Origin of the sequence: Streptomyces sp. NPDC052236, from assembly GCF_044548015.1 — a bacterium.
GTDB lineage: Bacteria > Actinomycetota > Actinomycetes > Streptomycetales > Streptomycetaceae > Streptomyces.
In genome coordinates this window covers 252,899-275,918 of record NZ_JBIUBL010000005.1, presented here as the reverse complement: position 1 = coordinate 275,918, position 23,020 = coordinate 252,899, and the positions used below count along the sequence as shown (strand labels likewise).

The 23,020-nt window shown below is 69.2% G+C and carries 21 protein-coding genes and 5 tRNA genes; 4 read left to right on the top strand and 22 right to left on the bottom strand.

Features of this window, described 5'->3' with window-relative positions; genetic code table 11:
- Window positions 1-16 precede the first annotated feature (16 nt).
- Entirely contained in the window at window positions 17-220 is a 204-nt protein-coding gene (locus ACIHCQ_RS11775) for a hypothetical protein (protein WP_399660696.1), read from the top strand.
- Window positions 221-428: 208 nt separating this feature from the next.
- Here the strand turns inward: ACIHCQ_RS11775 and ACIHCQ_RS11770 are convergent, their stop codons facing one another.
- From ACIHCQ_RS11770 to leuC, 4 genes are all read right to left on the bottom strand, one after another.
- On the bottom strand, window positions 429-1,043 hold the full coding sequence (locus ACIHCQ_RS11770; protein WP_399660693.1) for an HU family DNA-binding protein: 615 nt from the start codon (window positions 1,041-1,043) through the stop codon (window positions 429-431).
- A gap of 143 nt (window positions 1,044-1,186) precedes the next feature.
- Window positions 1,187-1,414 carry a hypothetical protein gene (locus tag ACIHCQ_RS11765; RefSeq protein WP_399660690.1) on the bottom strand — a complete coding sequence of 76 codons (228 nt, stop codon included), beginning with the start codon at window positions 1,412-1,414 and terminating at the stop codon, window positions 1,187-1,189.
- Window positions 1,415-1,518: 104 nt separating this feature from the next.
- Window positions 1,519-2,112: a 3-isopropylmalate dehydratase small subunit gene (leuD, locus tag ACIHCQ_RS11760; protein WP_399660687.1), complete on the bottom strand. Its 594-nt coding sequence runs from the start codon at window positions 2,110-2,112 to the stop codon at window positions 1,519-1,521.
- A gap of 5 nt (window positions 2,113-2,117) precedes the next feature.
- The gene (gene leuC / locus ACIHCQ_RS11755; RefSeq protein WP_399660684.1) at window positions 2,118-3,551 is read right to left on the bottom strand and encodes a 3-isopropylmalate dehydratase large subunit; all 1,434 of its coding nucleotides are present in this window, start codon (window positions 3,549-3,551) and stop codon (window positions 2,118-2,120) included.
- A 144-nt stretch (window positions 3,552-3,695) separates the two neighbouring features.
- On the opposite strand from leuC, the gene ndgR reads away from it, so the two are divergent.
- The gene (gene ndgR / locus ACIHCQ_RS11750; protein WP_399660682.1) at window positions 3,696-4,412 is read left to right on the top strand and encodes an IclR family transcriptional regulator NdgR; all 717 of its coding nucleotides are present in this window, start codon (window positions 3,696-3,698) and stop codon (window positions 4,410-4,412) included.
- Between the two features lie 31 nt (window positions 4,413-4,443).
- On the opposite strand, the gene ACIHCQ_RS11745 is transcribed toward ndgR, so the two are convergent.
- The 18 genes from ACIHCQ_RS11745 to ACIHCQ_RS11660 form a co-directional block, all read right to left on the bottom strand.
- Window positions 4,444-4,800: an STAS domain-containing protein gene (locus ACIHCQ_RS11745; RefSeq protein ID WP_399660679.1), complete on the bottom strand. Its 357-nt coding sequence runs from the start codon at window positions 4,798-4,800 to the stop codon at window positions 4,444-4,446.
- A gap of 88 nt (window positions 4,801-4,888) precedes the next feature.
- A tRNA-Glu gene (locus ACIHCQ_RS11740) sits at window positions 4,889-4,961 on the bottom strand.
- Window positions 4,962-5,006: 45 nt separating this feature from the next.
- Window positions 5,007-5,078 (bottom strand) — tRNA-Gln (locus ACIHCQ_RS11735).
- Between the two features lie 13 nt (window positions 5,079-5,091).
- Window positions 5,092-5,164 (bottom strand) — tRNA-Glu (locus ACIHCQ_RS11730).
- A gap of 83 nt (window positions 5,165-5,247) precedes the next feature.
- Window positions 5,248-5,320: transfer RNA gene (locus ACIHCQ_RS11725), tRNA-Glu, on the bottom strand.
- A 24-nt stretch (window positions 5,321-5,344) separates the two neighbouring features.
- A tRNA-Gln gene (locus tag ACIHCQ_RS11720) sits at window positions 5,345-5,416 on the bottom strand.
- 87 nt (window positions 5,417-5,503) lie between these two features.
- The gene (locus tag ACIHCQ_RS11715; RefSeq protein WP_399660675.1) at window positions 5,504-6,223 is read right to left on the bottom strand and encodes an HAD family hydrolase; all 720 of its coding nucleotides are present in this window, start codon (window positions 6,221-6,223) and stop codon (window positions 5,504-5,506) included.
- 207 nt (window positions 6,224-6,430) lie between these two features.
- Window positions 6,431-7,606 (bottom strand): dienelactone hydrolase family protein, encoded by a 1,176-nt coding sequence (locus tag ACIHCQ_RS11710; RefSeq protein ID WP_399660674.1) that lies wholly within the window; start codon window positions 7,604-7,606, stop codon window positions 6,431-6,433.
- Window positions 7,603-8,904, bottom strand: a complete 1,302-nt coding sequence (locus ACIHCQ_RS11705) for a polysaccharide lyase family 1 protein (protein ID WP_399660671.1) — start codon at window positions 8,902-8,904, stop codon at window positions 7,603-7,605. Before ACIHCQ_RS11705 ends, ACIHCQ_RS11710 begins: the two co-directional genes overlap by 4 nt.
- Window positions 8,897-10,051, bottom strand: a complete 1,155-nt coding sequence (locus ACIHCQ_RS11700) for a pectinesterase family protein (RefSeq protein ID WP_399660667.1) — start codon at window positions 10,049-10,051, stop codon at window positions 8,897-8,899. Before ACIHCQ_RS11700 ends, ACIHCQ_RS11705 begins: the two co-directional genes overlap by 8 nt.
- A 76-nt stretch (window positions 10,052-10,127) precedes the next feature.
- Entirely contained in the window at window positions 10,128-10,916 is a 789-nt protein-coding gene (locus ACIHCQ_RS11695; RefSeq protein WP_399660664.1) for a rhamnogalacturonan acetylesterase, read from the bottom strand.
- Between the two features lie 23 nt (window positions 10,917-10,939).
- On the bottom strand, window positions 10,940-12,955 hold the full coding sequence (locus ACIHCQ_RS11690) for a pectinesterase family protein (RefSeq protein ID WP_399660661.1): 2,016 nt from the start codon (window positions 12,953-12,955) through the stop codon (window positions 10,940-10,942).
- Window positions 12,956-13,014: 59 nt separating this feature from the next.
- Window positions 13,015-14,325 (bottom strand): polysaccharide lyase family 1 protein, encoded by a 1,311-nt coding sequence (locus tag ACIHCQ_RS11685; RefSeq protein WP_399660658.1) that lies wholly within the window; start codon window positions 14,323-14,325, stop codon window positions 13,015-13,017.
- Between the two features lie 359 nt (window positions 14,326-14,684).
- Complete coding sequence (locus ACIHCQ_RS11680; protein ID WP_399660655.1) at window positions 14,685-15,056, bottom strand: hypothetical protein; 372 nt, start codon at window positions 15,054-15,056, stop codon at window positions 14,685-14,687.
- Window positions 15,053-15,316, bottom strand: coding sequence for a hypothetical protein (locus tag ACIHCQ_RS11675; RefSeq protein ID WP_399660652.1), 264 nt, complete (start codon window positions 15,314-15,316; stop codon window positions 15,053-15,055). The genes ACIHCQ_RS11680 and ACIHCQ_RS11675 overlap by 4 nt, the downstream gene beginning before the upstream one ends.
- Window positions 15,317-15,473: 157 nt before the next feature.
- Window positions 15,474-16,952, bottom strand: coding sequence for a glutamate--tRNA ligase (gene gltX, locus ACIHCQ_RS11670; RefSeq protein ID WP_399660649.1), 1,479 nt, complete (start codon window positions 16,950-16,952; stop codon window positions 15,474-15,476).
- Entirely contained in the window at window positions 16,945-17,736 is a 792-nt protein-coding gene (locus tag ACIHCQ_RS11665; RefSeq protein ID WP_399660646.1) for a fumarylacetoacetate hydrolase family protein, read from the bottom strand. Before ACIHCQ_RS11665 ends, gltX begins: the two co-directional genes overlap by 8 nt.
- Window positions 17,737-17,821: 85 nt before the next feature.
- Complete coding sequence (locus ACIHCQ_RS11660) at window positions 17,822-17,992, bottom strand: hypothetical protein (RefSeq protein WP_399660643.1); 171 nt, start codon at window positions 17,990-17,992, stop codon at window positions 17,822-17,824.
- A gap of 690 nt (window positions 17,993-18,682) precedes the next feature.
- Here ACIHCQ_RS11660 and ACIHCQ_RS11655 point away from each other — a divergent pair.
- Both ACIHCQ_RS11655 and ACIHCQ_RS11650 read left to right on the top strand, forming a co-directional pair.
- Window positions 18,683-22,504 carry a nitrate- and nitrite sensing domain-containing protein gene (locus ACIHCQ_RS11655; protein WP_399660641.1) on the top strand — a complete coding sequence of 1,274 codons (3,822 nt, stop codon included), beginning with the start codon at window positions 18,683-18,685 and terminating at the stop codon, window positions 22,502-22,504.
- A 9-nt stretch (window positions 22,505-22,513) separates the two neighbouring features.
- Entirely contained in the window at window positions 22,514-22,927 is a 414-nt protein-coding gene (locus ACIHCQ_RS11650) for a roadblock/LC7 domain-containing protein (protein WP_399660890.1), read from the top strand.
- The last annotated feature ends 93 nt before the right edge of the window (window positions 22,928-23,020 follow it).

Sequence of the window (23,020 nt, the reverse complement as noted above, 5' to 3'; positions counted from 1 at the left end):
GACTAGGCTGGCGGGTATGCAGGCGACCTCGTACACATACGACTCCGAAAGCCGCTGCGGGAGTGTGCTGCTCGACGATGGAACCCCGGTGCCTTTCGACGCGGCGGCCTTCGACGCGGGCGAACTGCGGTTGCTGCGGTCCGGGCAGCGGGTCCGTATCGAGACGGAGGGCGAGGGCGCGTCCCTGCGCATCACGCTGGTGACACTGCAGACCCTCTAGAACCTCCAGACCCTCTAGACCCATCAGACCCTCTAGAACCCCCAGGCCCTCCAGGCCCTTTAGACCCTCCAGGCGCTCCAGGCGCTCCAGGGAGGGCGGACGTGCCGCGGGCCGGGCTCCCCGAGGGGAGTCCGGCCCGGCATATGAGCGGCCCGTGGCCTGCTGCCGCCTCCTTCTACCTGGCGGTCCTCTTGCCCGGCGGCCGCCGTTACCTGGCGGTCGCCTTCTTGGCGGTGGTGGAGCGCCCCGCCGACTTCCTGGCGGGCGCGGTCTTCTTCGCCGTCGCCTTCTTGGCCGTGGTCGTCTTGGCCGCGGTCTTCTTGGCGGTCGGGGCCGCCTTCTTGGCCGGTGCGGCCTTCTTGGCGGCGGGGGCCGCCTTCTTGGTGACGGCCTTCTTGGCCGGTGCGGCCTTCTTCGCCGCGGCCTTCTTCGCGGCCGGGGCCGCCCTCTTGGCGGCAGCCTTCTTGACCGCCGCCCGGGTGGCGGCCGCCTGGAGGCTCCCCTTGGGAGCCTTCTTGACGGCGACCTCGCCGCCCCTGGGCAGCTTCTTCGAGCCGCTGACCAGGTCCTTGAAGCCCTGTCCCGCGCGGAAGCGGGGAACGGATGTCTTCTTGACCCGTACGCGCTCACCCGTCTGCGGGTTGCGGGCATAGCGGGCGGGGCGGTCGACCTTCTCGAACGAACCGAAGCCAGTGACCGAAACTCGGTCTCCAGCGACAACCGCCCGGACGATCGCGTCAAGTACCGCGTCGACAGAGTCAGCGGCCTGCTGTCGGCCTCCGACCTTGTCGGCAATCGCTTCTACGAGCTGCGCCTTGTTCACGTCTTCCCCTTCGGAGACATTGCCGGAACGAATGCGTCCAGGCCTTTTCGCACGTTAGGCAGATATATACCGCAAATCAAACACGAAACGGGCTAATCACCCTAGTGCCGCAACGAAGGCGACCTTCGTGGAAGTTCCGGGTGTCAGTCCCCCTGCGGGAATCGGCCCTCATCGAGGTCCTTCATCAAGCGGTCCAGACGCCTCGCCGCGTCCGGGAGATCGTGTTTCGCCGCTGCCGTGACGATCAGCAGCTTCCGGGACAGCGCCATCTTTACGCCCTCCGGGACTTGCAGTGCGCGCACCCGTGCGTGCGCTTCCTTCAGTTTGGCCGCAACTGACCCGTAGAGCTCGAGTTGGCCGTCACGGTCCATGCACCGATTGTGCCATCTGGGGCGAGTTGTCGCCCAAGCGGGTCTCAACAAGCGACTACGCCCCCCACCTGGCGGTGGGGGGCGCAGTAGGGGAAAAGCGCTGTTCAGGCCTGAATTGTGCGGGGTTTGAAGGCCGGTCGAGAGGCCTCATATGCCGTGATGTCGGCTTCGTTCTGAAGGGTGAGACTGATGTCGTCCAGACCGTTCAGCAGTCGCCAGCGGGCGTTCTCGTCAAGCTCGAAGTCAGCCAAGATGCCTTCGGCCAGTACCTGGCGCTTCTCCAGGTCCACGGTGATCTCGGCGGTCGGGTCTGCCTCGGTCAGCTCCCAGAGCGCGTCCACCACCTTCTGGTCCAAGACCACCGTCAGCAGCCCGTTCTTGAGCGAGTTGCCACGGAAGATGTCGGCAAAACGCGAGGAGATGACGGCCTTGAAACCGTAGTTCTGCAGGGCCCAGACGGCGTGCTCGCGCGACGAGCCGGTGCCGAAGTCGGGTCCGGCCACCAGGACGGTGGCGCCCTTGCGCTCGGGCCGGTTGAGGACGAAGGAGTCGTCCTTGCGCCACGCCTCGAAGAGACCGTCCTCGAAGCCGTCGCGGGTGACCTTCTTCAGCCAGTGGGCCGGGATGATCTGGTCGGTGTCGACGTTGGAGCGGCGCAGCGGCACGGCGCGGCCGGTGTGTGCGGTGAAAGCTTCCATGGTGCTCAGACTCCGGCGGTCGCGGGGGCGTCGGACAGGTCGGCCAGATCGGCGGGCGAGGCCAGATGGCCCAGTACGGCGGTGGCCGCGGCGACCTGTGGCGAGACCAGATGGGTGCGTCCGCCCTTGCCCTGCCTGCCCTCGAAGTTGCGGTTGGAGGTGGACGCGGAGCGCTCGCCGGGGGCCAGTTGGTCGGGGTTCATGCCCAGGCACATCGAGCAGCCCGCGTGCCGCCATTCGGCGCCGGCGGCGGTGAAGACCTTGTCCAGGCCCTCCGCGACGGCCTGCAGGGAGACGCGTACGGAGCCGGGGACCACCAGCATCCGTACGCCGTCGGCGACTTTGCGGCCTTCCACGATGGCGGCCACGTTCCGCAGGTCCTCGATGCGGCCATTGGTGCAGGAGCCTACGAAGACGGTGTCGACCCTGATGTCGCGCAGCGCCTGTCCGGCGGTCAACGCCATGTATTCCAGGGCCTTTTCGGCGGCGTTCCGCTCCGAAGCGTCCTCGTACGAAGCCGGGTCGGGGACGTGTCCGGACAGGGGCGCGCCCTGACCGGGGTTGGTGCCCCAGGTGACGAACGGCGCGAGTGAGGCGGCGTCGATGACCACCTCGGCGTCGAAGACCGCGTCGTCGTCGGTGCGCAGGGTCTGCCAGTACGCGACGGCGGCGTCCCAGTCCGCGCCCTCGGGGGCGTGGTCGCGGCCCTGGAGGTAGTCGAAGGTCGTCTGGTCCGGGGCGATCATTCCGGCCCGGGCGCCCGCCTCGATCGACATGTTGCAGATGGTCATCCGGGCTTCCATCGAGAGCTTCTCGATGGCGGAGCCGCGGTACTCCAGGATGTAGCCCTGGCCGCCGCCGGTGCCGATCTTCGTGATGATCGCCAGGATCAGGTCCTTGGCGGTGACGTCGTCGGGCAGTTCGCCGTCGACCGTGATCGCCATGGTCTTGGGGCGGGCCAGCGGCAGGGTCTGGGTGGCCAGGACATGCTCGACCTGGGAGGTGCCGATGCCGAAGGCCAGCGCGCCGAACGCGCCGTGGGTGGAGGTGTGCGAGTCGCCGCAGACCACGGTCGTGCCGGGCTGGGTGAGACCCAGCTGCGGGCCGACGACGTGGACGACGCCCTGCTCGATGTCGCCCAGCGGGTGCAGACGTACGCCGAAGTCGGCGCAGTTCTTGCGCAGCGTCTCCAACTGCACGCGGGAGACCGGGTCCGCGATGGGCTTGTCGATGTCGATCGTCGGGGTGTTGTGGTCCTCGGTGGCGATGGTGAGGTCGAGGCGGCGCACCCGGCGGCCATTGAGGCGCAGGCCGTCGAAGGCCTGGGGGCTGGTCACCTCGTGCAGCAGGTGAAGATCGATGAAGAGGAGATCGGGCTCGCCCTCCGCGCGCCGGACGACATGGTCGTCCCAGACCTTCTCCGCGAGTGTCCTACCCATCGCTTTCCCTCCGGCCGGCGGCACCGCCGGCGCAACTAGAGATCTTGTGCGGAGCCCGTTGGTCCGCGGGCCGCACCTACAGCGTCGCAATTTCCCCGGAAAATTGAACTTGCGTTTCACAGTGTGAGACGTGAATATCGTTGCATGGACAACTCTAGCGGCGTCGGCGTTCTCGACAAGGCAGCTCTGGTACTGAGCGCACTGGAGTCCGGTCCGGCCACCCTCGCCGGGCTGGTCGCGGCGACAGGGCTGGCACGACCCACGGCACACCGTCTGGCCGTGGCACTGGAACACCACCGTCTGGTGGCGAGGGACATGCAGGGCCGGTTCATTCTCGGCCCGCGGCTGGCGGAGCTGGCCGCGGCGGCGGGTGAGGACCGGCTGCTGGCGACGGCGGGCCCGGTGCTGACCCACCTCCGTGACGTCACCGGCGAGAGCGCGCAGCTCTACCGCCGCCAGGGCGACATGCGGATCTGCGTGGCGGCGGCGGAGCGGCTGTCCGGGCTGCGGGACACCGTGCCGGTCGGCTCGACGCTCACCATGAAGGCGGGCTCATCGGCCCAGATCCTGATGGCGTGGGAGGAGCCGGAGCGCCTGCACCGCGGACTGCAGGGGGCGCGCTTCACGGCGACGGCCCTGTCGGGCGTACGGCGGCGGGGCTGGGCCCAGTCGATCGGCGAGCGGGAGCCGGGGGTGGCGTCGGTCTCCGCGCCCGTGCGCGGGCCCTCGAACCGCGTGGTCGCGGCGGTCTCGGTGTCGGGGCCGATCGAGCGGCTGAGCCGGCACCCGGGGCGTATGCACGCGCAGGCGGTGATCGACGCGGCGGGTCGGCTGAGCGAGGCGCTGCGCCGCACCGGCTGATTCCACCGGCTTCCACCGGCTTCCACCGGCGCTAATTTGCGCGGTGGGCTCCCAGCCGGAGACCGGGCGTCTCGTCCCAGCCGACGAGGGCGATCACATTCCGCAGGTGCGGGGCGAGGCCGGTCAGCTCCACGTGGTGACCCTCATCTCGCGTGCCGGCGAAGGAAATCAGCATCCGCAGTCCGCCGATGTCGAGGTACTCCAGCCGGGAGAGCTCCAGTTGGAGGTCGCCGTCGGTCGGGGCGATGACGTCGAGCGCGGTGCGCAGGTGGCGGTGGGTGCGGAGGTCGACCACGCCTTCTATGCGCAGCCCCGGCGGCCGGCAGAGACGCAGGATGCGCAACTCCGCGGTACGTATGAGAGGTTCCGGGCCGCAGGCAGGATCCATGGACGGATTATCCCGCCGGGCATGGCGCGCGAGGAAGGCACTGACGCGAGGAGGCCCCCCGCATTTCGCGGAGGGCCTGATCGGTACGTACCCCCGACCGGATTCGAACCGGCGCTACCGCCTTGAGAGGGCGGCGTGCTAGGCCGCTACACAACGGGGGCTAGCTGACTGCCGCGGCAGCTCGACTGCCGAGCTGTACGACTGTGCTGGGCTACCAGGACTCGAACCTAGAACAACGGAACCAGAAACCGTCGTGTTGCCAATTACACCATAGCCCATGGTTTATACCAGTACCCCCGACCGGATTCGAACCGGCGCTACTGCCGTGAGAGGGCAGCGTGCTAGGCCGCTACACAACGGGGGCCCTAGCGATCCCACCCGGCGGAACCGGGTGATGTCACCGCGTGATCAATGGGTGCGACCCTGATGATCAACGGGATGGATCTGTACCCCCGACCGGATTCGAACCGGCGCTACTGCCGTGAGAGGGCAGCGTGCTAGGCCGCTACACAACGGGGGCTTTGCAGAGGACTTACTCTGCGAGCTGGGCTACCAGGACTCGAACCTAGACTAACGGAACCAGAAACCGTCGTGCTGCCAATTACACCATAGCCCACCAAAACACAACCCCCAGGAGGGGGTTTATTTGGCTTGCGCCCTCCGATCGGACCTCTTGGTCTTTGCGAGCGGCGCAGGAAGAACATTACCTGAAGGTGTCCGGCGCTCCAAAACGGGTATCGCCGCGCAACAGCCCAGGAAGCTCACCGAGCCCGGTGATCCGGGTGAGCTCGGGCCGCCCGCCGAGGCCGGTGCGGTCCAGCCAGATCCCGGCCAGCCCGGCGGCGACGGCGCCGCGCGCGTCGATATCGGGATGATCCCCCACGTACGCAACCTCCTGCGGCGCCAGGCCGATCGCGTCGCAGGCGGCGTGGAAGGCACCGGGCTCGGGCTTGGACACCCCGAGCTCGACGGCGCACACGACGGCCTCGAAGCGGTCCCGTACGCCGAGAACGCGCAGCTTGCGGTCCTGGTTGTGGATGCTGGAGTTCGACAGGACGGCATGCCGGTAGTCGTCGGCGAGGACGTCCAGGACGGGCACGGTGTCCGGGAAGAGGGACCAGGCGGCCTCGTAGTGGCCGGCGTGTCGAGAGAACCAGTCGTCGGCGTCGGCGTCGCTCAGCGCCGTACCGAGGAAGGACCGCACCCGGTCGCGGCGCTGCCCCTGGAAGTCGGTCTCCCCGTCGGCGAAGCGGGCCCAGTGGACGTCGGTGATCTCGCGCCACGCGTCGAGGGCCTGGTCGACGGATTCGTATCCGGCGGGCATGCCCTCACTGTCGAGGTGGTGCCGCATGCCGATGCGGTCGGCGCCGCTGTAGTCGAAGATCGTGTCGTCCACGTCCCAGAGAACCGCGCGTATCGGCATGACCCGAATCTACTCTGCCGTGCGCCTCAGGCGGCGAGCGTGGCGGGAAGTGCGCGGGTCCTGATCGCAACGAGTAGGCCACCGAGCAGCTCCGACCGCCCTTTGCCTTGATCGACGCGAGCAGGGCGGACAGGCCACTGCGGTACCGGGCAAATTGCGCTTCCGCGTAGTGGCCGTCCCTTCTGGGGCGGCCACAGACGCGTTCCGTCACCCCGCGGCCCAGGTGTCCAGCCAGGCGTACGCCTCGTCCTGCATGTCGGCTGTAAAGACATGCGCGTGGTCAGGCCAGACCTTCGTCGTCAGGCGGTCGCCCGCGCGCTGCGACTCCCAGACCGCGCGCATCTTCGCGTACGCGGCGGTCACCCCCGCCTGCGGGAACAGGCCGTCCAGCGCCCCCGCGTGGAACAGCGCCGGGCGTGGGGCTGCCAGGGAGGCGATGTCCGGGATGTCCAGGTGGCGGTAGATGCCCGGGTGGAGCATGTAGTAGGCCGACTGGCCGCGCAGGGTGTTGTTGCCGGGGACCATCATCTCCTTCAGCGTGGTCATCCAGCAGACGGCGACCGTGGCGCGGATGTGCCGGGACAGGGCGGCGACCTGCCAGGCGCGGTACGCGCCCATCGAGAAGCCCAGTGCGGCCACGCGGGTGTCGTCCACCTCGGGGAGGGAAGCCAGGAAGGCGGCCGCGCGGGTATCCTCGTGGGCCATGAGGCCGGCCAGGGAAGAGCCCAGGTTGTAGAAGTTGGCCGCCAGGGCCTGCTGGTCCTCGTAGGTGAGCGGGCCGCGGTCGCCCCAGCCGAGGGCGTCCACCGCCAGGACCGCGTAGCCGCGTGCCGCCAGTTCGTCGCCCACGAAACGGCCGCTGAAGTACTTCGCGGACCACGCCTGCGCGGACGCGAGGCGGGTCTCGTCCGCCCACGGGCGGATCAGTTTCTCCTTGCCGATGTCGAACTTGGAGCCATGGTCGTGGAGGAGGAGCACGGCGGGGAAAGGGCCCCTGCCGTGCGGGAGGAGCAGTGAGCCGCGGGCGCGGCCGTAGCGGCTGAGGGTGAATTCCACCGTGCGGCGGCGGTATCGGGCCGTGGGTTGTTCGTCGATCGTCTTCGGCGCGAACGGGGTGGTGTCCCGGGGGCGCGGCTGGAGCAGCGACTCCTCGACCCGGGCGCGGGCCGCCGCGCGCCAGGTCCGGAAGTCCTTGGTGCGGGAGTTCTCCCAGGCCAGGGGAAAGGTCAGTTCGTCCTTCAGCTGCTCGTAGAAGGCGGGGAGGACCTTCTCGGTCAGGCCGCCGGGACCAGGGACAGGCACGGCAGAGGGTGCCGCGACCGCCGAGGTCGCCGGGAGCAGAGGGGAGAGCGAAGCCAGTGACACGAAGGCGCGTCGATTCATGAGCGCCGATTCCTTTCTGGTCCCGAGTGGTGCAGGACGTACAGGTACACCGCCGCCGCCGACTTCAGCGGGCGGTAGCGGTAGACCTCGGCCGGGTCCCAGCCGGTGTCCGTGGTGAAGGCGTCTCCCACCTCGGCCGCTGCCGCGGCGTTGAGGTCGGTCCGGCGGCCGTTCAGCCAGGAGCCCGTGTCACGGAAGCGGGTGCCCCCGTAGTTCGCGACCGCCACACCGGCTTCGGCGCCCGGTCCCGCGTACGCGAAGACGTTCCGCTCGGAGACGATCGCCGACTCCAGGCCGATGCCGAGGGCGTACACCGTGTCCGCCGCCCGGCCCTGGTACACGTTGTTGACGACGTGCACCTGCCCGAAGCGGACGCGCGGGGCGCGCTGCCCGATGTCGGTGAAGAGGTTGCGGATGAAGGTGACCTTCAGATGTCCGCGATCACGGTCGCCCCGCCCGTCGCCCGAGCCGATGAGGAGCGCCTTGTCGTGGTCGGTGAACCGGCTGTCGGAGACCGTGATGAAGTCCGAGCCGTCCTCGATGTCGAGCAGCCCGTCGTGGTGCTGGACCGGCTTGCCGTGGAAGCCGACGGGAGCCTTCCGGTCGGGGAAGCGGCCGTCGGTGAAGGTGCAGTGGTCGACCCAGATGTTCTTGCCGGTGACCACGGTCATCGCGTCGAAGCGGGCGTTCCAGTTGCCCTGTTCCCCGTCTCCCGGCGACCAGGTGGTGAAGTGGTCCACTGGCGCTTCGAGGTGGAGATTCCGTACGACGATGTTGGTGCCGGTGTTGACGGTCAGGAAGACCCCGAGCAACCGTGCGCTGCCGCCGAGCCCGACCAGCGTGGTGTTGCTGGGCACGGTCAGCTGGATCTGGAGCTTCTCCTTGTTGGAGCCGTTCTGGCGCAGGGTGCGCTGCGGTTTGCAGTAGTCGTAGCGGGTGTCGGACCACTCGGTGCCGTCCTCGCCGAAGCAGGACATGTACTTGGCCAGGTCGTAACCGGGCGCGTAGTCCTGTTCGCCGAGCAGCGTTCCGTCGTCTCTCTCGTGGCCGTTGATGTCCCCCACCACCCGGATGACCTTGGGTGCGGTCGGGTCACCGTGGTTGGCGAGGGCGGTCTTCAGTTCGGCGCGGGTCGACACCGTCCATACGGATGCGGGGGCGGCGCCCACGCCGCCGGTGGTGGAGCCGTTCAGGGATGCCCACCCGGCTACGGGGGCCGGTCCGGTGGCCCCCGTAGCCGTATTCGTCGGCAGCAGTGCGCAGGCCAGCAGCGCCGCGACGACAGCGGCCCTACGCATAGGGCCTCCAGTCACCCAGGTACGCGGCCGGGGTGTGCGTCCGGGCCTGCCGGCGCGTGAGCTGCGGCCGGTTCTCCGGTACGGAGATCTCCGCGCCGGGGCCGAAGTTGCGGTACTCCGCGAACCGCTGCGACTGCCACGGATATTCAGCCCGCATGTTCGTATACGGCGTGACCGCGTCGATGCCGGGCCCGAACCAGCTCTCGCGGACCACCAGGGACGGCCACGCCGTGATGTCGGAGCTGGGCACCCACGGGCGGGACAGCTTGTACGCGCCGTCCTCCGCGCCGCTGGTGATACGGCACTTCACGGCCAGGTAGCCGTACGCCGTGGCGCGAGCCGTGGACGGCGCGAAGACCATGCCCTCGGGCTTGAAGGAGACGTCCCGGTCCAGCGTGTGGAAGTGGCAGTGGGCGAATACGGCGGTGGCCCGCCCGAAGACGAAGTCGACGTCGCCCTCCACGTAACAGTGCGAGAAGTACTGGCGGGCGACGAGCGCCAGGTTCAGCGTGTCCGGGTACAGGGTGTCCTGGTGGCCCAGGAAACGGCAGTGGTGGAACGCCGAGCGGTCGCCCATCACCTTGATCGCCACGGCCTGGGTGCCGGTGTACTCGGGGTTGTCCGAGCGCAGCCAGTCGTTGGCGAAGGTGATCCCGCGCGCGGTGAAGTCCGCCGCCCGGACGGTGGTGGTCGCGGAGCCGGAGGTTCCATAGGTGGCTCCGCCGCCGCCCGGGACCGGGGTGCCTGCCGCGTTGTCGTACACGATGACCGTGTCGCGTGGGTTCTGGCTCGCGCCGATGAGGGTCAGGCCCTCGCGGGCTGCGGTGATGCTGACGATCTCGCGGTACGTCCCGGGGGCCAGGACCAGGGTGTAGCCGCTGCCGACGGCGGCGTCCACCGCCGCCTGCACGGTCGTGAAGTCGCCCGCGCCGCCCTGGTGGACGTACAGGGTCAGGGCGGTGAGGCGCGCGGCCGGGGAGCCGTAGCAGCCGAAGGGGCGGCCGGCGGTGATGGCGGTGGCGGGAGCGGTGCCTTCGTCGGCGCGGGCCGGGGCCGACACGCCCAAGGCGAGCGCCGCGCCTGTGCCGGCGACGAGCAACGAACGCCTGCTCAGCGGAGAATGGGCGCCGGGGTGGTGACTGCGCATGGTGCTGCTCCTTCGGTGCGGTGCGGTGCGGTGTGATGCGGTGCGATGTGATGCGGTGCGGTGCGGTGCGTGGTGCTTACGCGGTCGGCCAGGTGATCCAGGACTCAGGGATCTCGTCGTCCAGGCGGCGCACATCCCGCGCCCTCAGCACCCGCTGCGCCACCAGCTGCCGGGCGACCAGCCGGGCCACCGCGATCCCGCCGGGCGGGTTGAAGTGGGTGTTGTCCTGCTCGGTCGCGGTCCAGTTGAAGTACCGCTTCGTCTCCTCGACACCAAGCTGCTGCCACAGCGCCAGGGACAGCGCCTGAGTGTCGAGCAGCGCCACACCCTCCTGCTGCGCGAGGGCCCGCATCGCCGCCGGATAGTCGCGGTGGGTGGGCAGGGCGTTGCCCGCGGCGTCGAACCTCCGGCGCTCGACCGCGGTGGCCAGCACGGGCCGCGCCCCGTGCGCCCTCGCCCCGTTCACGTACTCACGCAGGCGGTCCTGGTACGTCGTCCAGGGCTCGGTGTAGCGCGTGGGGTCCTCGGACTTCTCGTCGTTGTGGGCGAACTGGACCAGGAGGAGGTCTCCCGGCCGGATCGTCTCCAGGATGGCGGCCAGCCGTCCCTCGTCGATGAAGCTCTTCGAACTGCGACCGTTCACCGCGTGGTTGTCGACGCGAAGATCCCGGTGCAGGAAGAAGGGCAGTGCCATGCCCCAGCCGGTCTCGGGGGCAGCGGTGGCGTACTTCTGGGCGGCGGTGGAGTCACCGGCGATGTAGAGCGTGCGCCGGGCACGGGGGTCTGCGACGGCGGCCTGGGTCACGGCTGCCGCGAGCGGAACGCCCGCGAGTGCCGCTATCAGGGTTCGGCGGGTAGTGGTCATGTGTGTCCTGCCTTCCACTCGTGTTAGCGGCGGTGCGGGGCCCAGCCGTCCGAACCGGACAGGTAGTCGGTGACCGTGTGCAGCGCCGCCTCCGCGTTGCCCATCCGGGGCCGGTCGGCGGTCTCGGTGGCGCCCGGACCGTAGGTGCGGTACTCCGTGAAGCGCGCGTCCTTCCACGAGAAACCGCTCATGTCCGTCCACGGCGACGCCTTGATCGCCGCGGGCAGCCGGGTCTCGCGGAACAGCACCTGCGCGATGGCGTTGGGCTCGCCGCCCGGGTGCCAGGGGCGGCCCAGGTGGAACGAGTCGGCGGGCGCGTCGCTGACGACCTTCGACCCGGTGATCAGAAACCCGTAGGGGTTCTCCTTCCAGGTCGAAGCCGCCGTGATGTAGCCGTTGTTGGTGGCGGAGCCACGGCTGAGCGCCTTGATGACGGACTTCTCGATCACGGTGGTGGCGCGCCCGTAGATGAAGTCGACGTCGCCCTCGATGTAGGAGTCGCGGATGTAGACGCGGCTGATGATGTTCAGCTTGGGGGTGTCGGTCATCAGCGTGTCCTGGTTACCCAGGAAGGCGGTGTCGTCGAAGACGATGCGGTCGCCGGTGGTCTTCATGGCGAGGGCCTGTTCGCCGCTGATCTCGTGCGCGGCCTCGTCGAAGTCGTTGGCGAAGGTGAGGTTGTGCGCGGTGACGTCACTGGCGGCGATCAGCACGGTGGCGCTGCCGGTCGAACCGCCCTGCGCCGCCGGGGTGTCGTACACGATCTTCGTCTGGGAGCGGTCCTTGCCCATTCCGCGCAGCGCGAGTCGCGGCTTGGTCGCCGGGATGCGGACCTTCTCGCGGTACGTGCCCGGGGCCAGCTTCAGCGTGACGGTGGAGTCGTTGCCCACGGGCACGGCGTCCACGGCGGCCTGCACGGTCGGGTAGTCGCGCGGGACGTTCAGCACGGTGTTCGTGCCGATGGTCGGCTGCGGGCCGGAGAACTTCCGTACCAGCGCCGGGACGGCGGCGGCCGGGTCCAGCCGGTAGTCGTAGAAGTCACGCGGGTTGAAGGCGGTGCCCAGCGTGTCGTGTCGGCCGGTCGTGTTCTTCAGGATCGAGCCGCGCTGTACGAGTTCGGCGGTGGCATCGGCCTGGTAGGGGTGCTGGACGTCCTTGTAGTAGCTGTTCTCGATCACCATTTTGGTCTGACCGCGCGACCAGTTGCCGTACGTCCAGACCGGATCGCCCGGGTCGGCCTGGGCCGACAGGTAGTTGTTGTAGAGGTGCGCGTAGGCGCAGTCGTCGGCGGACGGGTTGCGCTGCTTGGTGCCGTTGAACCAGTTGTGGTCGATGGTGATCTGAGTCTTGACGTTCGGCGTCCAGCCGATGCCGAAGGTCTTGTTGTTGTTCTCGAAGCGGTTGTTGGAGACGGTGATGTACTCGCTGTCCTTGCGGATGTCGAGCTGGCCGTCGCAGATCCGCGAGAAGCGGTTGTGGTCGATCCAGACGTGGTGGACGGTGTCCATGCGGATGCCGTCGAAGTCGGTGGTCTTGCAGTCCCAGTCGCCGTCGATCGCCGAATCACGGATCGTCAGATTGCGGATGATGACGTTGCTCGTGCCGGGGTTGAGGTTCAGCTCGCCCTGGACGATCTCGCCGGTGTCGCCGACGCCGACGATGGTCTTGTCCGAGGTCACGACGACTTCGGAGCCGAACGGCTCGAAGGCGATGGCCCCCTTGACCCGGATGATGTAACGGCCTTCGGCCGCCGCGTACGCGGCGAGGGCGGCCTGGTCGGTGACGGTGACAACCTTGCCGCCCGCTCCGCCGGTGGTGCCGCCGACGAGGGAGGCGAAGCCGTGCGCGGTGTCGGGCCACAGCCGGTCGTGCCCCGCTCCCGGCGCGAGCGGGCCGGAAGCGCTTACCGCTGCCGGTTCGGCCGCCTCGGCGGTCTGTACGGGGCTCAGAGCGGTCAGCCCCAGCGCGGCGGACAGGGCGACGACGGCGGCGACCGCTCGTGCGCGCAAGCGCTTGCTATTCAGGTTGAGGTGCGTCATGCGGACTCCCAACAGGCGTGAGGGTGCAATCGGTTACGTTCGCGCGGCGGTGCTCGTGTTCAGCGGAGTTCTCCGGCGCCCGCGCCGCGTGCGACGTCGCGGTCCGCCTTCGCCGCGCCGTCGACGCGGCCGTGCAGGGCGGGAACCCAGCCCACGTCGGCCGTGAAGTCGCGTTCGCTGCCGGAGTTGTACGAGTTGTTGATCGCCAGCAGATCGACGGGGAAGCCGTTGAACAGCGTGCCGGTCTGGTGCAGCGCACTGCCGTTCCAGCTCTTCACCAGGTCGGCGGCCTCGATATGGCCGGGGGTGGTGAAGGCGTTGTTCTCGGCGTAAATCGCGGACTCGGTGGAGACGCCCCACGAGTAGCGGTAGTCGTGGACGTCCTCGGGAACGACGTAGCGGTTGTTGTAGAGGTGCACCTGGCCGAAGCGGACGCGCGGGGCGCGCTGCACGACGGACTCGAACTCGTTGTGATGCAGGGTGATGCGCAGCTTGCCGCGGTCGCCGGTCGCGGAGTCGCTGTTGCCGATGAGCATCGCCTTGTCGTGGTCGACGAACCGGCTCCAGGAGACGGTGACCAGGTCGGAGCCGTTGGTGATGTCCAGCAGCCCGTCGTGGCGCAGGTAGTTGCGGCCGAAGTAGGTGGGTTCCTTCGCGTCGGGGCGCTTGCCGTCCGAGGCGGTGATGTGGTCGATCCAGACGTGGGTGGCGCCGCGCACCCAGAGGGTGTCGTACGCGGTCTTCCAGTCGCCGAGGCCGCCGGTGTTGGGCTGCCAGGCGGGGAAGCAGTCGTAGGCGTCGCGCAGCTCCACGTTGCGGATGATGACGTTGTCGGCATTGGCGACCTGGAGGCTGGCGCCCTCCAGTACGGCGTTGCCGCCGAGCCCGACGATGGTGGTGTGGGACCCGACCGCGAGCTCGACGCGCTCGGCCTGCCGGGCCGCTGATGCCTTGCGGGCGTCCTCCTGGGGCCCGGAGGGCTTGGCGGCGCCCCAGGTGCGGGGGTCGTATGCGGCCAGGTACTGCTTCAGGCTGTAGCCGTCGGTGGCGTAGTCGGAGCAGTCCAGGCGCCGCCCCCGGTCGTCCGTGTTCGCGTTGATGGCGCCCGCGATCCGAATGATCTTCGGGGTCGCGCTGCCGCCGTCCAGCGCGCGGGCCAGCTCGGCCCGGTTGCGTACGGTGAAGACGTGCGCCTCATCGGCGGCGGCGCCCCCGGTGGTACCGCCGTCGGCAGCCGCCCAGCCGTCGTCGGCGGCGAGGGTCTCGCGGCTCAGGTCCCGGGCGTCCGCGGAGGCGGGGGCTCCGAGTGCGGCCAGCAGGGGTACCACCAGGGCGACTTGGAGGGAGTGACGGACTCTCGGGGTGGGCATCGGGTGCACCGTCCTTTGCTGGGAGCTGAGCAGTAAGCGCTTGCTGAACGGCATGCTGACGCGGGGTCAGGATGACTCGGTGAGTCGGCTCAGGGGCGAGGTCGCACGTACTGAGTGCGGGACGGATCGACGTCGGCGCAGAGGTCAGAAGTCATGGGCTGCTTGGGACCTCCATATCGCGTCTCATATATGACGTACGGAATACGACGCGTTGAAGCTAGAAGCGGCCGTGGGTTTCGTCAACGCTTCTAACAAAAGAAGTTGTGATTGCCCGTCGGGTGCGCGTTGCGCGCGGCTTCCGACAGCCGCACAGAGCGGCCCAAGATCCTGGGCCGCTCTGCCGCATGAAGTCCGGACGCTCAGGGCTTGCCGATGTCGACCGCCCACACCCCGGTTCCGTCGTAGGCGTCCGGGGTCGCGGTCAGCACTTGGCCTTCGGCCGCACCCGACACAGAGGCAAAGACGGCATGCGAGTAGCGCCAGTCGACGCCCGCCGCGACGGCATCCTCGACAGCCGCCGCGGCGGCGAAGTCGAGCGGCAGGAATTCCAGGCCGGGCAGGGCCCCGACATGCGCGTTAGCCCCCGGCAGATCGAGACTCGCGGCCACCAGGCACAGTGCCGGAACATGGGCGCGCTGCGCCGGATCGGGCACCTCCACCACGGCGATGCCCGACAGCAATCGGTGGCCCCGGCACAGGGCAAGCACCGCAGTGTGATCAAGAAAAATCACCTACGCTCCCCGATGCGCCCGGCGGCGATCGCGGCGCGCCACACCTGGGCCTCGCGCACATCGTCGTCCTTCAGATCAGGCCGCAGATTGGCACGTACGTAAGCGATTCCCCGTGCCGTGTGCTCGGCCCGTTCCGCCTCCGTGGGCGTCGTCGCGGCCAGTCGTTCGACGAAGGCGCGCGTGCTCACTCCACGCTCCTCCGCCAGCAGCCGGAGCCGGTCCCGCGCCTCTTCAGTGATCTTTATCGTCGTGTCGGCCATGGCGGCAGAATACAACTGAATACCAGCGTCCGGAGACACACGAAAGGGCGGATCCTCGCCACGTGCGAGGCCCGCCCCTTCGTGCGCACTGCGCAGTCCGCAGTACGTACTGCGCACTACACAGCCGTCAAGCGTCAGGCGTCAGCCGCCCCAGCCCTCAGGCAGCCGCCAGCTTCGTCAGCGCCGCGTCAATCCTCGACAGCGTCCGCTCCCGGCCCAGGATCTCCAGGGACTCGAACAGCGGCAGGCCGACCGTCCGGCCTGTGACCGCCACGCGCACCGGGGCCTGCGCCTTGCCCAGCTTGAGGCCATGGGCCTCGCCCGCCGCCAGGACCGCGTTCTTCAGGGACTCGGCGCTGGACCAGTCCGCCTCCACCAGCTTCTCGCGCGCCGTGCGGAGCAACGCGTCCGAGCCCTGCTTCATCGCCTTCGTCCAGGACGCCTCGTCCTCGACCGGCGCGTCCAGGAACAGGAAGTCCACGTTCGCCGTGATGTCCGACAGCACGGTCACCCGGGTCTGGGCGTACGGGGCGATCGCCTCCCACGCCGTCTGGTCGAAGTTCTCCGGGGACCAGGGCGCGTGCGGTGCCCGCAGCCACGGCGTGCACGCCTCGGCGAAGGCCTTCACGTCCAGCCGGCGGATGTGGTCGGCGTTGATCGCCTCCGCCTTCTTCACGTCGAAGCGCGCCGGGTTCGCGTTGACGTCCACGATGTCGAACCGCTCGACCATCTCGGACATCGAGAAGACGTCCTGGTCGGCGGAGAAGGACCAGCCGAGCAGCGAGAGATAGTTCAGCAGGCCCTCGGGCAGGAAGCCGCGCTCGCGGTAGACGTTCAGGGACGCCTGCGGGTCGCGCTTGGAGAGCTTCTTGTTGCCCTCGCCCATGACGTACGGAAGGTGGCCGAACGCGGGCGTGCTCTTGGCGATGCCGAGCTCCGTCAACGCCTGGTACAACGCGATCTGGCGGGGGGTGGAGGAGAGCAGATCCTCCCCGCGCAGGACGTGCGTGATCTCCATCAGCGCGTCGTCGACCGGGTTGACCAGCGTGTAGAGCGGCGCGCCGTTGGCCCGGACGATGCCGTAGTCCGGGACGTTGTCTGCGGTGAAGGTCAGCTCGCCGCGGACCAGGTCCGTGAAGGTGATCGGCTCGTCGGGCATCTTGAACCGGACAATGGAGTCCCGGCCCTCGGCCTTGTACCGCGCGATGCGCTCGGCGCTGAGGTTGCGGCAGGTGCCGTCGTAACCGGAGGGCTTGCCGGCCAGGCGGGCCGCGTCGCGGCGGGCCTCCAGCTCGACCGCGGTGCAGAAGCACTCGTACGCGTAACCCCCGGCCTGCAGCCGCTGCGCCACGTCACGGTAGAGATCCATCCGCTCCGACTGGCGGTAGGGCGCGTGCGGGCCGCCGGCCTCGGGGCCCTCGTCCCAGTCGAGGCCCAGCCAGCGCAGCGAGTCGAGGAGCTGGTGGTAGGACTCCTCGGAGTCGCGGGCGGCGTCGGTGTCCTCGATGCGGAGGACCAGGCTGCCGCCGTTGTGCCGGGCGAACGCCCAGTTGAACAGGGCGGTGCGGATCAGCCCCACATGGGGGTTGCCGGTCGGCGAGGGACAGAAACGTACGCGGACGGGGCGGTTAACCACGCTTGATCACCTTGTTGGTGAGAGTGCCGATGCCTTGGATGGTGACGGCGACCTCGTCGCCGACGTTCAGGGGGCCGACCCCGGCGGGGGTGCCCGTGAGGATGACGTCGCCCGGGAGCAGCGTCATGGCCTCGGAGATGTTGACGATCAGATCCTCGATGGAGTGGATCATCTGGCTCGTACTGCCGAGCTGGCGTTGTTCGCCGTTGACCGTGCACTGGATGACCAGGTCGCCGGGGTCGAGGTCGGTCTCCACCCAGGGGCCGAGCGGGCAGGCGCCGTCGAAGCCCTTGGCTCGCGCCCACTGCTTCTCGCGCTTCTGGACGTCACGCGCGGTGACGTCGTTGGCGCAGGTGTAGCCGAGGATGACGTCCTTGACGCGCTCACGCGGGACCTCGCGGCACATACGGCCGATGACCACGGCCAGTTCGGCCTCGTGGTGCAGCTCCTGCGAGAAGGAGGGGTACGCGATCGGGTCGCCGGGACCGACCACCGAAGTGGACGGCTTGAAGAACGCGAACGGCTCGTCCGGCACCTCGTTGCCGAGCTCCGCCGCGTGTTCCGCGTAGTTGCGGCCGAAGGCCACAACCTTGCTGGGAAGCACCGGCGGCAGCAGCCGGACCTTGCTCAGCGGGACCTTCGTACCGGAGAGTTCGAAGTCCGCGAACGGGATGCCCTTGATGATGTCGAGGACGAGGCCACCTGATCCGGATGGATCGGTTCCTTCGCCCTCGACCGCGCCGAAGGCGACATTGCCGTCGATGGAGAACCTGGCGATGCGCACGGGATGCGGGTGCCCCTCTACTACTGCTTACGCTGCTGGAGTCTGACGCCCCAGGCTAACGCGGGTGCGCGCACCGCCCGGCGCATTACTGCGCGGGGGCGTCCATCAGAATCGTGCGGCGGGGGTTGGCCGTCCGGGTCGGAAGATCGACTGTGTGCTCCGGCTGCTCCGGCGTCTCCAGTCCGGTGGCGTCCTCGAGGTGCGCCAGCGTGGTGCGACGGGGGTTGGCTATGTTGCGGAACATCATCGTCTTCATCTGTTGTTCTCAGACCTTGTCGGTACGGGGCGCTTCAGCGGGCGCCGATAATGGACGGACGGTGTTGGTGTGGTGACGCAGTGGCACGGCGAATCGACTTCGGACCGCCTTCCGGCGGCTTTCGGGCCGCGGCTTGACGAATCGCCTGTCCCTGTAAAGCGTCAGGCTAAACATCCAATTCCCCGCCAAGGCCGAAGGCAGACCCCGATCTCCATGTGAGTTTCCTCACGGGACGCAGGACAATTCCACCATTCGCGACAGCGGCCGATGGGTAAGGAAACGGACATTGCGTCACGGACGCTAATATTCCGCTCCTGATCATGGCGACTGGGACACCCCCTCCACCTAAGGAACTCGTAAGGAATAGTCCGTTTCCTCCGTGAAATCCCTCTACGTTTGGTGACCCATTCTTCACAGCGCGTCACCCAGGTCACAGCCCGGTACGCGGCTCTTGTTGGAGATCCTGCACTGTGCTGGAATTCCACGCACCGCCGCAGGTTTCAGACCGGCGCGCAAGGGCGCAACGCAGCGCCGAGTGGCGGGGAAGGGGAGGCAGCGCCGGTCACTCACCAGACCACCTTGGGGCGCGTTCTGCGCTCCACGACGCCGACACCGTCCACCGCCATGCGCGGGGGGACGCCTGGTCCAGAGGTTGCGACGCCAGTGCAGGGACGTTTCAAGAGGGATGGCATGGGGTCTCCCCAGGCCCGCCAGGGCCGAGGGGAAGCTGCCGCGGACCACGAGTCGCGTGGCGGGACCGACCGCGGCTCCTCGCCCCAGCACGCCCAAAACCAGGCCGGTCAGGGTCAGGCAGGTCAAACCAACTCGTCTGCCCATGGCCCGACGGCCTCCGGCGACAGTGGTGACCGCGGTGCGACGCGCCCCGGCGCGGCGCCGCCCGGGGCCGACGGGGCCAAGCCCCCGCTCAAATCCAAAGGACCCACGGACACCGGTTCACGCCTAGCGTTGCGCAACTGGCGCATCAGCACGCGACTGGTCTCCCTGCTGACCCTCCCGGTCGTCGCCGCGACCGCGCTGGGCGGACTCCGCATCACCGATTCGCTGGAAGACATGCAGCAGCTGGAACACATGCAGCTGCTGACCACGATGACCGAGCAAGCGACCGAGCTGGCGCAGGCGCTCCAGACGGAGCGGGACGCGTCCGCCGGACCGCTGTCCAACGGCCTGCCCGTGACGAACTTCCAGATCGAGGGGCCGCGCGCGGCGAGCGAACGGGCAAGGAAGTCCTTCCTTGAGACCACCCGCGACATCCCCAATACGGAGGGGGATGACGCGCTTGAGTCCATCCGGGCGAACGCGATCCGGATCGCCTCGCAGATCAACTCGCTCGGCTCCATCCGCAAAGAGGCGTACGCCGGGGGCAGCATTCCCCAGTCCACCACCGTGGAGAACTACAGCCTGCTGATCGAGTCGCTGCTGAGTCTCTCCGCGGACATGGCGCAGGCGACCAGCAACCCGGAGATGATCAAGCGGACGCGCGCCCTGGCGGCCTTCTCCTCCGCCAAGGAGTTCGCCTCCATCCAGCGCGCGATCATCGCCGCGGCCCTGCCCGGCCAGCGCGATGCCAAGGCCCCGGGCCTCACCGAGCCCGACCGGCTCTACGGCAAGTCCGCCCTGGAGCAGTCCCAGTCGCAGATCGACGCCTTCCAGACGATCTACGAGTCCTCCGGCGGCAACGCCGTCGAGCTGCTGGCTCCCTTGGAAGAGGGCAACCCCACGATCGGCAAGTCCGAGGAGTTCGCCGAGCGCGTGCTCCGCAACAAGGACGCTCTGGCGGGCCAGCCCGCGCGGACCTACCTGGACTGGACCGACGACTACTCGGTCCGCATCAACGCGATGAAGACCATCGAGGCCACGCTGCTGGGCGAGATGGAGGGCAAGGCCCGCGAGCTGAAGGAAGAGTCGCAGCGCGACGCGATCATCAACGGCGCGCTCATCCTCGTCGTCCTCGGTGTCTCGCTCGTCGGCGCCTTCGTCGTGGCCCGCTCCATGATCCGCTCGCTGCGCAGGCTCCAGGACACCGCGACCAAGGTCGCCCAGGAGCGCCTGCCCGAGCTGGTCGCCCAGCTCTCCGAGTCCGACCCGCAGGACGTCGACACTTCGGTCGAGTCCGTCGGTGTGCACTCCCGGGACGAGATCGGCCAGGTGGCCGCGGCCTTCGACGACGTGCACCGCGAGGCCGTCCGCCTCGCCGCCGAGCAGGCCCTTCTCCGGGGCAACGTCAACGCGATGTTCACCAACCTCTCGCGCCGCAGCCAGGGCCTCATCCAGCGTCAGCTCTCGCTCATCTCCGAACTGGAGTCCCGCGAGGCCGACCCGGACCAGCTGTCCTCCCTCTTCAAGCTGGACCACCTCGCGACCCGTATGCGCCGGAACGGCGAAAACCTCCTCGTCCTCGCGGGCGAGGAGCCGGGCCGCCGGTGGACCCGGCCGGTCCCGCTGGTCGACGTGCTCCGCGCCGCCGCCTCCGAGGTGGAGCAGTACGAGCGCATCGAGCTGTCCTCGGTCCCCACGACCGAGGTCGCCGGACGCGTCGTCAACGACCTTGTGCACCTCCTGGCAGAGCTGCTGGAGAACGCGACCTCCTTCTCCTCCCCGCAGACCAAGGTCCGTGTCACCGGTCACGCGCTGCCCGACGGGCGGGTGCTCGTCGAGATCCACGACACCGGCATCGGCCTCTCGCCCGAGGACCTCGCGGCGATCAACGAACGGCTCGCCTCGCCGCCCACCGTGGATGTCTCGGTGTCGCGACGCATGGGTCTGTTCGTGGTCGGCCGGCTGTCCCTGCGACACGGCATCCGCATCCAGCTGCGTCCCTCCGACTCCGGTGGTACGACGGCGCTGGTCATGCTTCCCGTCGATGTCGCCCAGGGCGGCAAGAAGGTTCCGGCCATGTCCGGCACGCCCGGCCAGGGCTCGGTTCCCCCCGGGCCGAACGGTCCGGGGGGAATCGGCGGCGGCCGGCCGGCCGGCGCTCCCGGCGGCCCGGTCGGTTCCGGCTCTCCCGGTCTCAACGGCGGTGGCGGCGCTTCCGGCTTCGGCGGTCCGTCGTCCGGCGGCGCCTTCGGCGGTCCGTCGTCCGCGGGTGCTTTCGGCGGCGCGCCGTCCGGTGGGCGACCGCCCGCCGGTGCGCCGCGCGGCCAGGTCGGCGCAGGCGCGCCCCCGCGTCCCGCGCTGCCCGCGCAGCCCGCTCCCCCGGCCCGTAACAACCAGCAGGGCCAGGGACAGGGGCCGGGACAAGGCCAGGGTCAGGGGCCGGGCGGCGGTCTCGCCGGCGCCTTCGGCTCGGGCACCGGCCGCAGCGGCGCGCAGCACACTCCGGCACGTCAGGACGCGCGCCTCAACAGTTCACCGCAGGGCGCTCCGGGCGACCGCGGCAGGCAGCTGCCGCCCCCCGGCGGCCCGCGCGCCGAACTGCCGGGCGGCAACCCGGTGCCCCGGCAGGACGAGCCGCAGCGCCAGCAGCAGCCCCGGGGCACCGGTTGGGGTGAGCAGCCGCCCGTACCGCAGCAGCAGCCCGCGGACGCGCCGCGCGGTCACGAGGACTACGACTCCAGTCACGGTCCCGCTGCCACGGCCGAGTTCTCGCGGCCGGACTTCAGCGGGCCGCCGCCGCGGGGCGGTAACCCGGCCCCACGCCAGGGTGGTGGAGCCGGAGCCGGTTCCACCGGGCAGTTCGTACGTCCCGATGTGTTCGGCGCGCCCAGCGCGGCGAACAACTCGGGCTACGCGGCCCCCGCGCCGGTGAATCAGTTCGCCCGCCCCGACCGCCCCGACATGGGGGGTGCCTCCCCTGCCGAAGGCTATGGGGAAGCGCCGAAGCCGCAGCAGGACGCCCTGCCGCCGGCCGGTCCCGGCGACGGCCGTACGCCGCTTTACGACACCCTGGAGACAAACTGGTTCCACGGCCCGCAGAGCGGCAACCAGCAAAGCGGCAACCAGCAGGACGACAGCCAGTACGGCAGCGGCCAGCAGGGTGGCGGCCGGCCCGCCGAGCAGCCGCGCGGATCCGCCGACCCGCAGCAACAGCAGCAGCCGTCGGAGCGTTCCGCCCCGCCGATACCGCGGCGTACCCCCGCGCCGAACGGGCCGAGCGCGCCCAACGCGGCCCTGCCGGCCACATCGTCCAATACGCTCACCCCTCCCAATCCGCCGACCCCGGCAATCCCGGGCAACGCACCCCACGCGATCGGTGCGTCCTGGCGCACCTCGCCCAATGACGAGTTGGTACGTCAGGCCGAGCGGGTAAGAAAGCCCGCGGCCGGCGGCGTCACCACCTCTGGTCTGCCCCGTCGGGTCCCACGAGCCAACCTCGTACCGGGCACCGCGCAGGAGCAGAACCACCAGGCCGGTCCGCAGGTTTCCCGTGCTCCAGATGACGTACGCGGCCGGTTGACCAATCTCCGTCGGGGCATTCAGCAGGGTCGTCAGCAGAACAACTCGACGACCGGCAGCTTCAACCTCGGCCCCACACACCAGCAGGAGCACTAGTTGAGCCCGATGAGCCAGGCGGCGCAGAATCTGAACTGGTTGATCACCAATTTCGTGGACAACACCCCAGGGGTGTCCCACACAGTGGTGGTCTCCGCAGACGGACTCTTGCTGGCGATGTCCGAAGGATTTCCCCGCGACCGCGCCGATCAGCTGGCGGCCGTGGCATCCGGACTGACCTCGCTGACCGCGGGAGCGTCCCGGATCTTCGAAGGCGGTCCGGTCAGCCAGACCGTCGTCGAGATGGAACGTGGCTTCCTCTTTCTTATGTCCGTCTCCGACGGGTCCTCACTGGCCGTGCTCGCGCACCCCGACTGCGACATCGGCCTCGTGGGCTACGAGATGGCACTGCTCGTCGACCGCGCGGGCAGCGTCCTCACGCCGGATCTGCGTGCCGAGCTCCAGGGATCCATCTTGCACTGAGCCCGACCTCCCCACAGGACTCTCAGGTATGCGCCACCAAACGCCACCGTCAGGCCGAAACCAGCCCCCCACCGGCCCAGTCAGACGGCACGC

Excerpts from the sequence above, each read along its gene's own strand:
- ACIHCQ_RS11775 (WP_399660696.1), top strand. The coding sequence starts at position 17 with ATGCAGGCGACCTCGTACACATACGACTCCGAAAGCCGCTGCGGGAGT.
- ACIHCQ_RS11765 (WP_399660690.1), bottom strand. The coding sequence starts at position 1,414 with ATGGACCGTGACGGCCAACTCGAGCTCTACGGGTCAGTTGCGGCCAAA.
- leuD (WP_399660687.1), bottom strand. The coding sequence starts at position 2,112 with ATGGAAGCTTTCACCGCACACACCGGCCGCGCCGTGCCGCTGCGCCGC.
- leuC (WP_399660684.1), bottom strand. The coding sequence starts at position 3,551 with ATGGGTAGGACACTCGCGGAGAAGGTCTGGGACGACCATGTCGTCCGG.
- ndgR (WP_399660682.1), top strand. The coding sequence starts at position 3,696 with ATGGACAACTCTAGCGGCGTCGGCGTTCTCGACAAGGCAGCTCTGGTA.
- ACIHCQ_RS11745 (WP_399660679.1), bottom strand. The coding sequence starts at position 4,800 with ATGGATCCTGCCTGCGGCCCGGAACCTCTCATACGTACCGCGGAGTTG.
- ACIHCQ_RS11715 (WP_399660675.1), bottom strand. The coding sequence starts at position 6,223 with ATGCCGATACGCGCGGTTCTCTGGGACGTGGACGACACGATCTTCGAC.
- ACIHCQ_RS11710 (WP_399660674.1), bottom strand. The coding sequence starts at position 7,606 with ATGAATCGACGCGCCTTCGTGTCACTGGCTTCGCTCTCCCCTCTGCTC.
- ACIHCQ_RS11705 (WP_399660671.1), bottom strand. The coding sequence starts at position 8,904 with ATGCGTAGGGCCGCTGTCGTCGCGGCGCTGCTGGCCTGCGCACTGCTG.
- ACIHCQ_RS11700 (WP_399660667.1), bottom strand. The coding sequence starts at position 10,051 with ATGCGCAGTCACCACCCCGGCGCCCATTCTCCGCTGAGCAGGCGTTCG.
- ACIHCQ_RS11695 (WP_399660664.1), bottom strand. The coding sequence starts at position 10,916 with ATGACCACTACCCGCCGAACCCTGATAGCGGCACTCGCGGGCGTTCCG.
- ACIHCQ_RS11690 (WP_399660661.1), bottom strand. The coding sequence starts at position 12,955 with ATGACGCACCTCAACCTGAATAGCAAGCGCTTGCGCGCACGAGCGGTC.
- ACIHCQ_RS11685 (WP_399660658.1), bottom strand. The coding sequence starts at position 14,325 with ATGCCCACCCCGAGAGTCCGTCACTCCCTCCAAGTCGCCCTGGTGGTA.
- ACIHCQ_RS11675 (WP_399660652.1), bottom strand. The coding sequence starts at position 15,316 with ATGGCCGACACGACGATAAAGATCACTGAAGAGGCGCGGGACCGGCTC.
- ACIHCQ_RS11660 (WP_399660643.1), bottom strand. The coding sequence starts at position 17,992 with ATGAAGACGATGATGTTCCGCAACATAGCCAACCCCCGTCGCACCACG.
- ACIHCQ_RS11655 (WP_399660641.1), top strand. The coding sequence starts at position 18,683 with ATGGGGTCTCCCCAGGCCCGCCAGGGCCGAGGGGAAGCTGCCGCGGAC.
- ACIHCQ_RS11650 (WP_399660890.1), top strand. The coding sequence starts at position 22,514 with ATGAGCCAGGCGGCGCAGAATCTGAACTGGTTGATCACCAATTTCGTG.